Origin of the sequence: Bacillus sp. PS95 (assembly GCF_037963565.1) — a bacterium.
In the GTDB taxonomy this organism is placed as follows: Bacteria; Bacillota; Bacilli; order Bacillales; family Bacillaceae; genus Bacillus; species Bacillus subtilis.
This window is the reverse complement of record NZ_CP150160.1, coordinates 800,719-815,253: the sequence shown is the minus strand read 5'-3', so window position 1 is coordinate 815,253 and position 14,535 is coordinate 800,719. Positions and strand designations below refer to the sequence as shown.

Genomic DNA, 14,535 nt, shown 5'->3' with positions numbered 1-14,535 from the left:
AGCGAGCAGCTTTCTTTATTTAAACCCACTTCACAACATCTTCAACAGCAGATCTTGTTTTCGGACGAGGGTCTCTCACTCGGTAGCCAAATGCCACCATCACAGAAATATCGAAGCTTCCGTTTTCCAGAAGGCCTTCTTCTTCAAGAATACGGTGAATGTGATCGTACTGGAAGCCTTCGATCGGGCAGGAATCAACACCGATTTGCGCAGCGGCAGTCATCATGTTGCCAAGCGCGATATAGGTTTGTTTTGATGCCCAGTCAAACAATGTTCTGTCACTTTCAAGCAAATGCAAATCGTTTTTCTGGAATTCTTCTGTTTTGCTTAAATAGCCTTCGTACACGTCTTGAGGCATTTGTTTTACTTCTTTTAAATGCCGTTTGATGTAGTCCGCATTATATTTGATATCCTTCGCTGTACGCGCAAGAATCAGGACGAAATGGCTTGCGGTCGGCAGCTGCTTTTGCGCGCCCCATGTGTATTCACGAAGCTTCTCGCGGAACTCCGGATTTTGGACGACGACAAATTTCCAAGGCTCAAGGCCGAGTGAGCTCGGAGACAGTCTTCCTGTTTCTAAAATAAATTCAAAATCGCTGTCTGACACTTTTTTATTCGGGTCAAATTCCTTAGTCGCATGCCTGAAATTGTATGCATCCAGAATTTGTGTCTTTAGATCTGCCATGTAAAACACCTCTCCTTTAGGTTACTCTAATCTCTATTGTAGCCATTATGATAAAAAGTAAAAGTACGCACATTTTTGTTGGATAGTATCAATTTTGATACTAAACAAAAAAGCGCGCTGCCGCAGGCAGGCGCCTCTCTCATTTCCCCCGCCGCGCAAAATCAACAAATCGGAATTTGTCGAGACGGTGTCTGCTTTCCGTATATTGAAACAAACTGGTATCCTCCAAAAAGACGTAGTTTCTCACCACGACCATATGGTCATAGCCGCGTAAATCGAGCAGCTCTCTGTCCTCGTCCGTACACGGCTCGGCGACAATTTCTTTTTGGGCGTAACTGATCGAAAGACCGAGCTCTCCTTCTATATATTCATATATGGAGTTTTCACAAATTTCTTTCGTCAGGTGAGGGACATGCTTTCTGAAAAAGTAATCCTTGTCCAAAATCACATGTTCCCCGTCAATCTTTCTAGACCTGATGACTTCCCAGATGTCGTCATCCAGATTGGCCCGGAGCTGTTTTTGGATCAGCTCTGACGGAGGCTCCAGCCCGAATTTGTGTACAGTTGTTTTCGTTTCTTTGCCAAGCGTTTGCGCGAGCTCCTTGAAGCTGACAAGGCCCGAAACGGGAAACTGCATTTTTTCACGATTGAGCACGACGGAGCCTTTTCCCCTGATTTTCTGGATATAACCGTTTTGCGCGAGCATATGAAGCGCCTTTCGGACCGTTTCTCTTGATGTACCGTACTGTGCGGTCAACTCATGTTCAGACGGAAGAATCTCCTCCGCTTTCCATCGGCCGCCTTCAATTTGCTGTGCGATGTCTTTATAAATTGTGATGAATTTATTCACCTTCATTATGGACCACCCAGCTTAGTTTAACACGGTTTCGTTAAACGATAAACAATGGACTCATACGGGCGAAGCGTCATGTTCTGAAGCCCTCCCCTTGCTTCATCGTTCGTCAACAGCACCTCTGCCTTCCATTCGTCAGGCGCTAAAGAGTCCGGCAGTGTAAAGGCCGCCTCTGTCCCGTAAAAATTATTGATCACGAGCAGCTTTTCATTGCTGCCGTGTCTGAGATACGCAAAAATGTTCGGGTCATCCTTTGCGATTAACTCATACGTTCCCTCTGTCACAATGTCATACATTTTGCGAATCTGAATCAATTTTTGATAATGGTAAAACACCGAATTTTGATCCCTCAGCGCCGCTTCAGCATTGATTTCCCGATAATTTCCTGCAACCGGTATCCATGGTGTGCCCGTTGTAAAACCGCCATTCTCCGTAGCATCCCACTGAACGGGGGTTCTGGAATTGTCACGGGATTTCGCCTGCAAAATGGCTGTGATCTCTTGATCAGCCATTCCTTTATCCTTAAAGGCGTGATACATGTTCAGCGATTCGACATCCCGATAGGAGCTGATGTCAGTAAACTTCGGATTCGTCATCCCCAGCTCCTCGCCCTGATAAATATAAGGCGTGCCCTGCATCATATGAATGGCCGTAGCAAGCATTTTCGCCGATTTCACCCTATATGCGCCATCATCTCCATATCTTGATACAACGCGCGGCTGATCATGATTGCACCAGAACAGAGCGTTCCATCCCCCTCCTGCGTGCATCCCCGTTTGCCAGTCGGATAGGATCTCCTTCAGCTTCAAAAAATCAAACGGCGCCAAGGCCCATTTTTCGCCGTTAGGATAGTCAACCTTGAGATGATGGAAGCTGAATGTCATATCAAGTTCTTTATTGTCAGGATTCGTATACCGGATACAGTGGTCTACGGTTGTTGAAGACATCTCACCGACCGTCATGCTGTCGTAATGTGAAAACACCTTTTCGTTCATTTCATGCAGAAATTCGTGCACTCGCGGCCCGTCAGTGTAAAAAGAGCGGCCGTCGCCGCCGTCCTCCGCATTCAGAAAGCGCTGATCTTTAGAAATCAGGTTGATGACATCAAGCCTGAAGCCATCTATTCCCTTTTCAAACCAAAAATGCATCATGTCATAGACATGCTTTCTGACCTCTTCATTTTCCCAATTCAAATCAGCCTGCGTCACATCAAACAGATGCAAATAGTATTGGCCCGATGCTTCGTCAAGCTCCCATGCCGAGCCGCCGAATTTCGATTCCCAGTTTGTCGGAAGAGAACCGTTTTCCTGCGGGTCTTTCCATATATAAAAATCACGATACGGGCTGTCTATGGAAGAGATCGCCTCGCGAAACCATTTGTGCTCTGTTGACGTATGATTGACAACAAGATCCATGACGACTTTCAAGTCTCTTTTATGTGCTTCGGACACTAGCCGCTCAAAATCCTCCATCGTACCATATTCAGGATAAATCGAGTAATAATCACGAATATCGTACCCATTATCATGCTGAGGAGAATCATAAATCGGCGTCAGCCAAAGCACATCCACCTGAAGTGTTTTTAAGTAATCAAGCTTTTCAATAATGCCGTTCAGATCGCCGACACCATTTCCTGTCGTATCGTTAAAGCTTTTCGGATAAATTTGATAAACCACAGCTTTTTTCCACCATGGTGTTTGTTCTGTTTTCATCTGTTTCCACCACCATATTTAAATTGAAAACGGGAAAAGGGAACGTTCAACACGTCCGCTCCCCATTTGTTATTTATGTTTGAATCTCGCATACGCGTATGTTCCGGCAAACGGCACGATCAATACAATAGCCATCCCGATTGCAAACGCGCCCCAGTACTGGCTCATGATTGAGAAAATCCCCGGCACGCCGCCGACACCGACGGAGCTTGCCAGCACACCTTGAGAAGAAATATACATTCCGGCCAGGCCAGAGCTGACCATTGCAATGATAAACGGGAATCTGTATCGCAGATTCACCCCAAAGATGGCAGGCTCTGTAATGCCAAGATAAGCAGAAATCCCTGATGTGAGGGAGAGGCCTTTTTGTTTCTCATCCTTCACGATAAACATCATGGCCAGAGCCGCCGAACCTTGTGCGATATTAGAAAGCGCCAGCATCGGCCATAAAAAGGTGCCGCCGAGCTTTGAACCGATGAGCTGCAGGTCGACTGCAAGAAACGTGTGATGCATACCGGTAATCACGAGCGCTGAGTAGAAACCGCCATATAACAGACCGCCCAGTGCGGCAAAAGAACCAAACACCGAGATAAGCCCTGAAGTCAGTACATTACCGATCGCAAATGTAATCGGGCCGATAATGATAAAAGAGGCAAATCCTGTTAAGAGAAGCGTAATTGGTGCGACAACGAGCAGCTGTATGCCCTCAGGTGTGCGTTTTGTTAAAAATACCTCAATCTTCGCCAGCATATAAGAAGCAAGCAAAATTGGGAGCACCTGGCCCTGATAGCCGACTTTCTGCACCTCTAGGCCGAATAGATTCCATACCGGGATCTCTCCGCTTTGTTCTGCGGCGCCATATCCCCACGCATTCAGCAAATCAGGATGCACGAGCATAACCCCGAGCACAATGCCGAGAAGCGGATTGCCGCCGAACCGCTTGACTGCAGACCATCCGATTAACGCAGGCAAAAACGTAAAGGCCGTGCCTGCAATCAGGTTAATCATATTAGCAAGATCCGCCCACTGCGGATAAACCTGCACAATCGATTTTGTGCTGAAGAAAATGCCTTCCGCCGTTAAAATGTTATTGATCCCCATTAAAAGACCCGCCGTGACAATCGCAGGCAATATTGGAATAAAAATATCTGCAAGCGTTTTCACAGCACGCTGCAAAGGATTCATATTTTTTTCTGAGGCCTTCTTCACTTCATCCTTTGTTGACTCGCCAATCCCCGTTTCCTTAACCAGTTCAGCATATACTTTATTGACAGTTCCCTGGCCGATTACGACCTGAAACTGTCCGTTTGTCGAGAATGATCCCTTTACCACATCAATTTGATCAAGCATCTCTTGGTCAACCTTGCTTTCATCTATTAAAGCAAAACGCAAACGTGTAACACAATGAGTTGCCGCTGCAATATTTTCAGCACCGCCGACTGCTTCGACAATCTGACGTGCCGATTTGTTCAGTTCCCCCATGCCAACCCCTCCGTATCCGTTTTTATAACTTGTATATACAACTTATAATCATATTGTATTCCTGTATATACAGGTAGTCAACACTTTTTTATAGCGCTTTCATCCTAGTCTGGAATATATGAAACAGACAAGGTTACCCTAAAAGTCACAAGCACTTATTGAATATGACATTAAAAAGCAGGGTGAGCCTCTATGAATAAACGCGACAAAGCGCTTCAGCTCATCAAAGAGCTTGAAGACAATCAGGACAGACCGATCTCTCCCAATTTGAAGGAAAACCTCGATAATCTGACCTTATTAACAGAAGGCTGCTCAGACATCGTATTTAGACAATTTGACTTTGGAAACGGGCTGTGCGGATTTATTGTTTATATCGAAGGAATTGTAAAATCTGAACATATTCAGGATCACGCCCTCCGCCCTTTCTTAATGCATTTGACGGATCAAATAGATGAACATGAAGAGGCGCTGCAAAATACTCTATCAATTTCAAGTGTTGCAACAGAAACGAGTATGAGTAAAGTGGCTGCATCCATCATTGAGGGGAACGCGGTTTTATTTGCCGACGGGCACTCAAAAGGCCTGATCTTAAATATAAAAGGCGGACAAAGAAGAAGCATTGAAGAGCCGATAACAGAATCGACCATCAGAGGGTCAAGAGAGGGCTTCACTGAAAGCCTCAGGGTCAATACCGCTCTTGTGCGCTTTCGCGTCAAAACGTTTCAGCTTAAAATGATCTCGTTTAAAATCGGCACGAAAACCAAAACCGATGTTGTCTTGGCCTATATTGACGGGCTTGCCGATCCAAAGGTCATTGACAAAGTAAAAAAAAGAATCAAAAAGATAAAGATTGATGCTGTCTTAGAAAGCGGATATATTGAAGAGTTTATCGAAGACGACACGTACTCGCCATTCCCCCAGCTGCAATACACAGAAAGGCCGGACACTGTCGCCGCCCAGCTTCTCGAAGGCCGATTTGCCATTTTCACAGATAATACGCCCTTTGTCTTAACAGGCCCGATTACGTTTTGGCAGCTTATGCAGGCCAGTGAAGATTACTATGAGCGTTATTTGATGTCTAACTTAATCCGCTGGCTTCGCTATATGTTTTTATTCGTTGCTTTATATTTGCCGGCTATTTATGTTGCCGTTATTACATACCATCAGGACTTAATGCCGACAAACTTAATGTTCAGTGTGGCCTCCGCTCGTGAACCGATTCCTTTCCCCGCCATCATAGAAGCATTGATTATGGAAATTTCTTTTGAGGCTCTCCGTGAGGCGGGAGTGCGCCTGCCGAAAACCATCGGCCAGACCGTCAGTATTCTCGGGGCCCTAGTCATTGGGACAGCCGCTGTTGAAGCGGGAATTGTGTCTGCCCCCATGGTGATCATCGTATCGTTAACAGGGATCGCGTCATTTACAATTCCGCGGTTTAACTTAGCTATCTCCATCAGGATGCTTCGTTTCCCGCTTATGTTTTTGGCGAGTATTTTCGGGATTTTCGGCATTATGCTTGGCACGATTATCTTAGTGCTCCATTTATGCAAGCTGCAATCTTTCGGTATTCCTTATTTATCCGGGATTTCTCCGTTTAAACGAGATGAAGTAAAAGATATTTTTGTCAGGGCGCCTTGGTGGACGATGACCAGAAGGCCGGGCACGTATTCGCGCGGCAACGGACAGAAGGGAGCGAAAAGAGAGGACCCAAAAGATGAAGAAAACAATATATAAGTGTGTTTTGCCGCTTCTCATTTGTATCCTTCTAACGGGGTGCTGGGACCGGACAGAAATCAATGACATTGCATTTGTTGTCAGCTCAGCCATTGATAAGAAAAAAGATCAGTATCGAGTGGCCATGCAGATTCCCTTGGTCGGTCAATTAGGCGGACAAACAGGGGGCGGCGGCGGAACTGCCGGTTCAAAAACATGGTATGTTGATTCAGCTTCCGGCACTACGATCAGAGAAGCGAACAACAAGCTGCAAACCTCCTTGTCACGGACAATCAATACGTCCCACAGACGTACAGTCATTATTGGAGAGGATATGGCGAGAGACGGCGTTGCCCCAGTCTTTGATATTTTAACGCGAAATCCGCAGAACAGATTAACGGCGCTCATTTTAGTCAGCCGGGGAGAAGCGCGGGACATTTTAAACACCGATGTTCAGCTTGAACAGTTTCCGGCGGAAATGATTCGGGAGCTGGCCATTATCGCAACGAGCCGGCCCGTTTTCTTAAGCAGATTCATGTCTGATCTAGTAGAAATAGGCAGTGATCCGTATGCACCGGTCATCTCTGCATCTAAAACAAAACCTGGAGGGAAAGGCAAATCTAATTTGAAAATTGACGGGCTTGCGATCTTTAAAAAGGACAGATTGATGGATATTTTCAAAGATGTACACATGACAGCAGCCCTGATGTTGCTGAATCAAGCCCGCCAGCCAGAATTCATAGTAGACCTGCCGAATCAAATGGGACAAGCATCCATTCAGCTTCAAAAGTCCAATGTATCCTTTCATGCCGCTGAAAAAAACGGAAAGCTGTCAATGACAATCGAGATCAGAGCCAAAGGAATTATTATGGAAAACCAATCAACCTATGAGACGAGAGAAAATGACCAGTATTACATCATTCAAAAAGCACTAAACAGAACCATAAAGAAGGACGTGATCAGCACCGTTCATCGTTTGCAAAAGCTAAAGGCGGACCCGGCCGGCTTTCAAGACAGGACCATCAGAAGCACGGCAACCACGAAGAATCTGCTGAAAAAGGAATGGGAAGAGGTATATAAGGATATGGAGGTTCACGTCGTCCCAATTGTGACGATTGAGCAGGACGGTGTCCTATACAAAACGATCAGCCATTAATGGAGGTGCGTCAGCATGATCAGCTATATCGTACAGACATTGATTGTGTGCATTGCCATATACGCATATGAATGGAAGAATTTTCGTTCCGCTAACAATCTAACAAAATGGGCCTTCAGCCTGCTGATTGCAGGAAGTGCTTTTCTATGGATTTATATGAGAGTGAATCCCCTGCTTCCGCGGCTGGGGCACCTGTTTAAATATATTCCGTTTTGAACATGACAGAAAGGATGTGCTTTATGGACAAGACCTCTGCATACCAAGGATTATTTTTCGGAGCTCTGTATACGTTAGCAGTCGGATTAAAGCATGCTCCGATTCTCATGATCGAATCAGCAAAACAAAATGCCTGGCACAGCTACATCCTCGGCGTTGTCATCGTGATTCCGGCACTCTGGCTCATGCATAGGCTGATGAAAAAGCATCAGGATAAAAATATCTATGAGCTGCTGAGCGATTCCTCACCAATCGCAGGCCGGATTATCATTTTACTGTTTTCTTTGTATTTCCTGTTAATCAATGCTCATGACATCCGTTTTTTCATCAATTTGATTAACATTTTATTTCTCCCGAGAACACCAATGGCTGTTCTTGGCGGTGTTATTATCTTTGTGGCGATCTGTATTGCCAGAGAGGGAAAAGAAACATTGACCAGAATGGCGCAGATATTCCTATTTCCATTCGGCATCCTGGTCTTGTTCCTTCCATTTACGCTGGCCACACAAATTGAGCTTCAAAACTTGACACCTGTTTTTGAAGGTCTAATCCCATACCTTCAATCAGGCTATTACGCGTTTGGGACAATGGGGGAATTGATTATCCTTCCGCTTCTCTTCTCAAACCGGAGCGTCCCGCTAAAATACACCATTTTCGCGATACTGCTGGGCGCTTTATTGCTGGCCGTGATGTTATTTTCTTCAATTTCTGTCTTTGGTCCCAACCTGACATCTACTTTCTTTGATCCTGCTTATATGGTCATCAGGCAGATCCGCATTACGGATTTTCTGGATCGCTCAGACCTGATCATCGCGGCTTTTTGGATTCCAGTCATTATGGTGAAGATAGCAGGTTCCCTATATATCGTGGTATACGGCCTTTCGTTTTTACACTCAAAAATCGACCCGAAAGCCATGTATACACCAACCGGCATGTTCTCAGTCGTATGCGGCTTTTGGTTCTTTTTAAATACAAATCAGCTAATCGACTTTAACAGAATCAAACCAATCATTAATGTAGTGATTTCTCTTTTGCTGCCTTTACTCATTTATTTGATCATAAAAAGCAAAGCGTTGTTCAGCGCCAAAGCAAAGCACTAGGAATTTTTAGCTTCTTTTGTTTGATAAACAGGATTCTGTTTTGTTTTTCTTATATCTTTCAGGTAGTACTGTTCAGATGTAAAGAATTCGGTGTACAGCGCTTTTACCTTTCTGCTCAATAACAACAGCGCAATCACATTTGGAACGAGAATAAAAGCCAATGCTAAGTCCAAAAAGCCCCAAATGGCTTTTGCTCCGCCTGCGGCACCTATGATAATAGCCGCTAAATATACGAATTTAATCACGTGTCCTGCCAGCCGCCCGAACAGAAATTCAGCTTGCTTTACGCCGTAAAAAATGACAACCATAATGGTTGATACGACAAAGAAGACTAGGGAAACCGAAACGAAGTACCCTCCGCCAGAACCGAAATAATGCTGAAATGCAGCCGTCGTCAGTGCTGCCGGGTCAATTGAGGCGTTCTTCCCTGTCCAGACACCAGATGCAAGAACGACAAAAGCGGTGGTCGTGCAGATGATCAAGGTGTCAATGACAATGCCGATCACAGACCAAAACCCTTGCCGCACAGGATGATCAGTCATTGCTGCCGCATGTGCAATCGGGGCTGTTCCCATTCCGGCTTCATTAGAATACAGCCCGCGGGCAAATCCCCAGCGAACGGTTTCCGCCAACGCAGCACCTGCGAACCCTCCAACTGCTGAAGAAGAGGTAAACGCATTTGAAAAAACGAGAGAGAAAAACGCCGGCACTGATGATAGATTCATGAGAACAATCAGGAGACCGGCACCTGCGTATGCCCCTGCCATAAGAGGCACGACAAACTCTGTTACTTTTCCGATCCGCTTTACCCCTCCTATCACCACTAACCCAATCAAAAATGCAATTCCGATTCCTACGTATATTTTATTGAAAGAAAACGTCTCGGCAAGCGAAACTGAAACCGAATTTCCCTGAACCATAATGCTGGGAATCAGCTCCACAATCAGCGCAACAGAGAAGAATACGCCGAGCCATTTCATGCGCAGCCCTTTTGTTATGTAATACATCGGTCCCCCGACGTATTCACCCTGCTCATTTTTTTCTCTGTAATGAACAGCAAGAACACTTTCAGAAAACTTAATCGCCATGGCAAATAAGGCAATAAGCCACATCCAAAAAACCGCTCCCGGCCCTCCAAACATAATAGCTGCGGGCACACCGACAATGTTCGCTGCACCGATCGTTGAACTGAGGGCTGAGGTCAATGCCTGAAGCGGTGTGACTGTGCCCTCTCCCTTCGGTTTTTTTCCTACGCTGCCGATTGTCTGTTTGAAAATGTATAAAGGATAGCGAAATTGAAAACCTTTCAGCAAAATAGTGAAATACAACCCCGTTCCCGTCAGCAGGATGATTAGCGGCGGACCCCACAGCCAATCAGATATATGCTCTATCCATACTAATAGTCGTTCCATCCCATCACCCTTTTTTCGTTTATGGGTCATTTCCCATAGATGGAAAAACATAAACCTTTTGACATAGAACTTGGAACATAAAAAGGATGGCTTTTATCAATCGCCATCCTGCAGATCAGACAAATCAGCTGGAAGAAGGTCTGTTTCGTCCAAGCAGGTCATATACTTTATTCTTATAAAAAGCGGATGCTGGCTTTGAAAACATGCCTTTTTTGTCGACAAGCTTATCAAGCAGCAATTGCTTTTCAGATTTTTTTCTGATTAATTGCTCGCGTTCTTTTTCGTCATAGCACTTTTCGATTAAATGGTCGATGGTCATAAGCTCTTTTTTGAGCGCGCCCTCGTCCTCTGCCATTCCCGCGTTTTTCAAAATACGATAGCCCATGCGCAGCGCTTCCGGCAAGTGTGCCGCGTCATCCTTCGGCAGCGGCTTCCCCATTCCCGGGAGGTTTTGAAAGTCCCCGTCTTTGATGGCGCGCTTAATTTTATCTTCAGACACAATATGGGAAAAATCCATCATTTCACCTCTTTTTATCTATACCTTATATTTTATCATACAATTCTCAATGTACCATTTTATTCCTTTATTTCTAGAAAGATACCTTGTTTTACATTTGGTAATATCAAAGCGAAACGTTGATTCGACGGCGTTTTTCGCCACTTTCTCCCTCATACGATTTTCACTTTTCTAATCTGCTGATTCGTGTTATATTGGATACGTTCGTTTTTTCTATTCGAACTGGATCGGAAAAAAGGAGTGTAACAATGAAAACATTTATAAAAGAAAGAGGACTGGCCTTCTTCTTAATTGCGGTCGTCCTGTTATGGATCAAAACGTATGTCGGTTATGTCCTGAACTTCAACTTAGGAATAGACAACACGATACAAAAAATATTGCTTTTTGTGAATCCTCTTAGCTCAAGCTTGTTCTTTCTTGGCTTTGGACTCTTGTTCAAGAAAAAATTACAGCAGACAGCCATTATAGTGATTCATTTTTTAATGTCTTTTTTACTGTACGCCAACATTGTGTACTACAGATTTTTCAATGATTTTATTACAATTCCGGTCATTATGCAGGCTAAAACAAACGGCGGCCAACTCGGTGACAGCGCATTTTCGCTGATGAGACCGACTGACGCCTTTTACTTTATCGATACGATCATCCTGATTATCTTGGCGATCAAAGTAAACAAGCCTGCCGAAACGTCAAGCAAAAAATCGTTCCGAATTATTTTTGCGTCTTCAATTCTTGTGTTCTTGATCAACCTGGCAGTTGCGGAATCAGACCGTCCTGAATTGCTGACAAGATCATTCGACCGGAACTATCTTGTGAAATACTTGGGAACATACAATTTCACGATTTATGACGCTGTACAGAATATCAAGTCCAACAGCCAGCGCGCGCTTGCCGATTCCAGCGACGTAACGGAAGTAGAAAACTACATGAAAGCCAATTACGATGTGCCGAATAACGTGTATTTCGGCAAAGCGGAAGGAAAAAACGTCATTTACGTTTCACTTGAATCTTTGCAGTCATTTATCATCGACTATAAAATTGACGGCAAAGAAGTGACACCGTTCTTAAATAAACTGGCACATGATAACGAAACGTTCTACTTTGATAACTTTTTCCACCAAACGGGACAAGGTAAAACATCTGATGCTGAATTTATGATGGAAAACTCTCTGTACCCGCTGGCTCAAGGTTCAGTTTTCGTAAACAAAGCGCAAAACACGCTGCAATCAGTTCCGGCGATTCTGAAGTCTAAGAATTACACATCTGCTACTTTCCACGGGAACACGCAGACGTTCTGGAACCGTAACGAAATGTACAAAGCGGAAGGCATTGATAAATTCTTTGATTCTGCTTACTATGACATGAACGAAGAAAACACGAAAAACTACGGCATGAAAGACAAACCGTTCTTCAAAGAATCAATGCCGCTGCTGGAAAGCCTGCCGCAGCCGTTCTATACGAAGTTCATTACCCTGTCTAACCACTTCCCATTCGGAATGGATGAGGGGGATACAGACTTCCCGGCTGGAGACTTTGGTGACTCTGTCGTCGATAACTACTTCCAGTCAGCCCATTACCTTGATCAGTCCATTGAACAATTCTTCAATGATCTGAAAAAAGACGGGTTATATGATAAATCGATTATTGTGATGTACGGAGACCACTACGGCATCTCTGAAAACCACAATAAAGCGATGGCGAAAGTGCTTGGCAAGGATGAAATCACTGATTACGACAACGCCCAGCTTCAACGGGTGCCGCTCTTTATCCACGCTGCCGGCGTGAAGGGCGAGAAAGTTCATAAATATGCCGGCGACGTTGATGTGGCTCCTACCATTCTGCATCTGCTCGGAGTGGATACGAAGGACTATCTGATGTCCGGTTCTGATATTTTATCGAAAGAACACCGTGAAGTGATTCCGTTCCGAAACGGAGACTTTATTTCACCGAAGTACACGAAAATATCCGGTAAGTATTACGACACGAAAACCGGAAAAGAACTCGATGAATCCGAAGTCGACAAGTCAGAAGACTCGCTCGTCAAGAAGGAACTTGAAATGTCCGATAAAATCATAAACGGAGACCTGCTGCGGTTCTACGAGCCGAAAGGTTTTAAGAAGGTGAATCCTTCCGATTATGATTACACAAAACATGACGAAGATTCTTCCGAAACGTCAAAGGATAACGAAGATAAATAAGAAAAAGCGGAGAGGGCAACCTCTCCGCTTTTTTTATTTGACAGCAGCCCTCAATTCTTCCGCCGCAAATTCCACATTCGGGCCAATAATGACTTGAACCGATTGCCCCCCTGATTTGACAACCCCTTTTGCGCCTGCTTTCTTTAGCAGCGCTTCATCCACCAAAGCGGTATCCTTCACAGTCAGTCGCAGCCTTGTGGCGCAATGATCAATGGTTTGAAGGTTTTCTTTTCCGCCGAGCCCTTTCAGCATGATGTTTTCATTTACATCCTGGACAGTATTTTCATCCAGCACTTCATCTACATCATCGTCTTCCCGTCCAGGTGTTTTTAAATTCAAAGCCTTAATCAGTACATAAAACACGATAAAGTATACTGCCGCATAGCATATACCTACCAAAAGCAGAAGCAGCGGTTTTTCTGCGATTCCATAGCTGAGCACATAATCGATAGCTCCAGCTGAAAAAGAGAAGCCTGAGCGGATGCCGAGCCAGTTGACGATAAATAAAGATAACCCGGTTAAGACCGCGTGAACAGCGTATAAAAGCGGAGATAAAAACATAAATGCAAACTCAATCGGCTCCGTAATCCCTGTGATAAACGCCGTTAAAGCAAATCCAATCATCATTCCAGCCGTCGCTTTCCGTTTAGACGGCTTCGCAGTCACAACCATAGCCAGACACGCCGCCGGAAGTCCGAACATCATGATTGGGAAGAATCCGGTCATGTATGTGCCCGCTGTCGGATCTTTCGCAAAAAAGCGCGCCAGATCCCCTGTCACTCCGTTATATTCTCCGAATTGGAACCAGAAAATATTGTTCAGCACATGGTGAAGGCCAAGCGGAATTAACAGCCTGTTGAATAGGCCGAATATGCCTGCCCCGATGCCGCCGAGCCCGAGCATCCACTCTCCAAACGAGTTGATACACGATTGAATCGGCGGCCAGACCACTCCGAATATGCCCGCTAAAATGATCGTAATAATGGCTGTTAAAATCGGCACAAGCCGTCTGCCACTGAAGAACCCGAGATATTCAGGCAGCTTGGTATCCTTGAAGCGGTTATAGGTGTAACCGGCAATTAAACCGGCAATAATTCCCCCAAACACCGCCATGTTATTTGTTTTATCAATTGTCTTTGTTGCCGCGTCAAGCATCAGATACGATATCGCCCCTGATAAACCCGCTGCCCCATTGCTGTCTTTTGAAATGCCGATGGCAATACCGATCGCAAAAATAAGCGGCAGATGATCAAAAACCGCCGTCCCCGCCTGATAGACAAACGGGATATTAAATACATCCTCTCTGCCAAGCGCAAGGATAATTCCAACTGCAGGCAGAACCGCAATCGGGAGCATAAATGACTTCCCGAGTTTTTGTAAAAATGAAAGCATACCCATCCCCCTCATACCCTTTTTTTTCAAATATACCATATAAGATATCTAGTGATCTATACCAATTTTCCCGGGGGTATTTCTTTTTTCCCAGGTCCG

The 14,535-nt window shown here is 44.9% G+C and carries 13 protein-coding genes; 5 read left to right on the top strand and 8 right to left on the bottom strand.

Translation table 11 applies throughout. From position 1 onward, the window contains the following. Nucleotides 1-19 precede the first annotated feature (19 nt). The 4 genes from NSQ12_RS04220 to treP form a co-directional block, all read right to left on the bottom strand. Nucleotides 20-685 (bottom strand): NAD(P)H-dependent oxidoreductase, encoded by a 666-nt coding sequence (locus NSQ12_RS04220; protein WP_003243096.1) that lies wholly within the window; start codon nt 683-685, stop codon nt 20-22. 139 nt (nt 686-824) lie between these two features. After that, a complete protein-coding gene (gene treR, locus NSQ12_RS04215; protein ID WP_003233679.1) occupies nt 825-1,541 on the bottom strand; it encodes a trehalose operon repressor in 717 nt (238 codons plus the stop codon). A 20-nt stretch (nt 1,542-1,561) separates the two neighbouring features. Further along, nucleotides 1,562-3,250, bottom strand: a complete 1,689-nt coding sequence (treC, locus tag NSQ12_RS04210; RefSeq protein ID WP_088325447.1) for an alpha,alpha-phosphotrehalase — start codon at nt 3,248-3,250, stop codon at nt 1,562-1,564. A gap of 69 nt (nt 3,251-3,319) precedes the next feature. Further along, nucleotides 3,320-4,732 carry a PTS system trehalose-specific EIIBC component gene (gene treP / locus NSQ12_RS04205; RefSeq protein WP_003233682.1) on the bottom strand — a complete coding sequence of 471 codons (1,413 nt, stop codon included), beginning with the start codon at nt 4,730-4,732 and terminating at the stop codon, nt 3,320-3,322. Nucleotides 4,733-4,924: 192 nt separating this feature from the next. Between treP and NSQ12_RS04200 the strand changes: the two genes are divergently transcribed. From NSQ12_RS04200 to NSQ12_RS04185, 4 genes are read left to right on the top strand one after another with little or no spacing between them, the layout of a single operon-like run. Beyond that, a complete protein-coding gene (locus tag NSQ12_RS04200) occupies nt 4,925-6,466 on the top strand; it encodes a spore germination protein (RefSeq protein WP_015715500.1) in 1,542 nt (513 codons plus the stop codon). After that, the gene (locus NSQ12_RS04195) at nt 6,447-7,601 is read left to right on the top strand and encodes a Ger(x)C family spore germination protein (RefSeq protein ID WP_339175996.1); all 1,155 of its coding nucleotides are present in this window, start codon (nt 6,447-6,449) and stop codon (nt 7,599-7,601) included. The genes NSQ12_RS04200 and NSQ12_RS04195 overlap by 20 nt, the downstream gene beginning before the upstream one ends. A gap of 15 nt (nt 7,602-7,616) precedes the next feature. Then, nucleotides 7,617-7,817 (top strand): hypothetical protein, encoded by a 201-nt coding sequence (locus tag NSQ12_RS04190; protein WP_003233686.1) that lies wholly within the window; start codon nt 7,617-7,619, stop codon nt 7,815-7,817. A 23-nt stretch (nt 7,818-7,840) separates the two neighbouring features. Then, nucleotides 7,841-8,917, top strand: coding sequence for an endospore germination permease (locus tag NSQ12_RS04185; RefSeq protein WP_029726872.1), 1,077 nt, complete (start codon nt 7,841-7,843; stop codon nt 8,915-8,917). Here NSQ12_RS04185 and NSQ12_RS04180 read toward each other — a convergent pair. The 3 genes from NSQ12_RS04180 to NSQ12_RS04170 all read right to left on the bottom strand — a co-directional run bounded on the left by NSQ12_RS04180 (nt 8,914) and on the right by NSQ12_RS04170 (nt 11,002). After that, the gene (locus NSQ12_RS04180) at nt 8,914-10,329 is read right to left on the bottom strand and encodes a sodium:alanine symporter family protein (protein ID WP_339175994.1); all 1,416 of its coding nucleotides are present in this window, start codon (nt 10,327-10,329) and stop codon (nt 8,914-8,916) included. The genes NSQ12_RS04185 and NSQ12_RS04180 overlap by 4 nt on opposite strands. A 124-nt stretch (nt 10,330-10,453) precedes the next feature. Further along, nucleotides 10,454-10,846, bottom strand: coding sequence for a DUF1992 domain-containing protein (locus tag NSQ12_RS04175; protein WP_339175992.1), 393 nt, complete (start codon nt 10,844-10,846; stop codon nt 10,454-10,456). A gap of 18 nt (nt 10,847-10,864) precedes the next feature. Continuing rightward, complete coding sequence (locus NSQ12_RS04170; protein WP_010886442.1) at nt 10,865-11,002, bottom strand: hypothetical protein; 138 nt, start codon at nt 11,000-11,002, stop codon at nt 10,865-10,867. A gap of 92 nt (nt 11,003-11,094) precedes the next feature. On the opposite strand from NSQ12_RS04170, the gene ltaS reads away from it, so the two are divergent. Further along, complete coding sequence (gene ltaS / locus NSQ12_RS04165) at nt 11,095-13,044, top strand: lipoteichoic acid synthase (RefSeq protein WP_003233694.1); 1,950 nt, start codon at nt 11,095-11,097, stop codon at nt 13,042-13,044. A gap of 33 nt (nt 13,045-13,077) precedes the next feature. Here the strand turns inward: ltaS and nagE are convergent, their stop codons facing one another. Next, entirely contained in the window at nt 13,078-14,436 is a 1,359-nt protein-coding gene (gene nagE, locus NSQ12_RS04160) for an N-acetylglucosamine-specific PTS transporter subunit IIBC (RefSeq protein ID WP_003243372.1), read from the bottom strand. Nucleotides 14,437-14,535 lie beyond the last annotated feature (99 nt).

Bases quoted from the DNA above. Each gene is read 5' to 3' on its own strand.
- NSQ12_RS04220 (WP_003243096.1), bottom strand. From the start codon at position 685: ATGGCAGATCTAAAGACACAAATTCTGGATGCATACAATTTCAGGCAT.
- treR (WP_003233679.1), bottom strand. From the start codon at position 1,541: ATGAAGGTGAATAAATTCATCACAATTTATAAAGACATCGCACAGCAA.
- treC (WP_088325447.1), bottom strand. From the start codon at position 3,250: ATGAAAACAGAACAAACACCATGGTGGAAAAAAGCTGTGGTTTATCAA.
- treP (WP_003233682.1), bottom strand. From the start codon at position 4,732: ATGGGGGAACTGAACAAATCGGCACGTCAGATTGTCGAAGCAGTCGGC.
- NSQ12_RS04200 (WP_015715500.1), top strand. From the start codon at position 4,925: ATGAATAAACGCGACAAAGCGCTTCAGCTCATCAAAGAGCTTGAAGAC.
- NSQ12_RS04195 (WP_339175996.1), top strand. From the start codon at position 6,447: ATGAAGAAAACAATATATAAGTGTGTTTTGCCGCTTCTCATTTGTATC.
- NSQ12_RS04190 (WP_003233686.1), top strand. From the start codon at position 7,617: ATGATCAGCTATATCGTACAGACATTGATTGTGTGCATTGCCATATAC.
- NSQ12_RS04185 (WP_029726872.1), top strand. From the start codon at position 7,841: ATGGACAAGACCTCTGCATACCAAGGATTATTTTTCGGAGCTCTGTAT.
- NSQ12_RS04180 (WP_339175994.1), bottom strand. From the start codon at position 10,329: ATGGAACGACTATTAGTATGGATAGAGCATATATCTGATTGGCTGTGG.
- NSQ12_RS04175 (WP_339175992.1), bottom strand. From the start codon at position 10,846: ATGGATTTTTCCCATATTGTGTCTGAAGATAAAATTAAGCGCGCCATC.
- NSQ12_RS04170 (WP_010886442.1), bottom strand. From the start codon at position 11,002: ATGAGGGAGAAAGTGGCGAAAAACGCCGTCGAATCAACGTTTCGCTTT.
- ltaS (WP_003233694.1), top strand. From the start codon at position 11,095: ATGAAAACATTTATAAAAGAAAGAGGACTGGCCTTCTTCTTAATTGCG.
- nagE (WP_003243372.1), bottom strand. From the start codon at position 14,436: ATGCTTTCATTTTTACAAAAACTCGGGAAGTCATTTATGCTCCCGATT.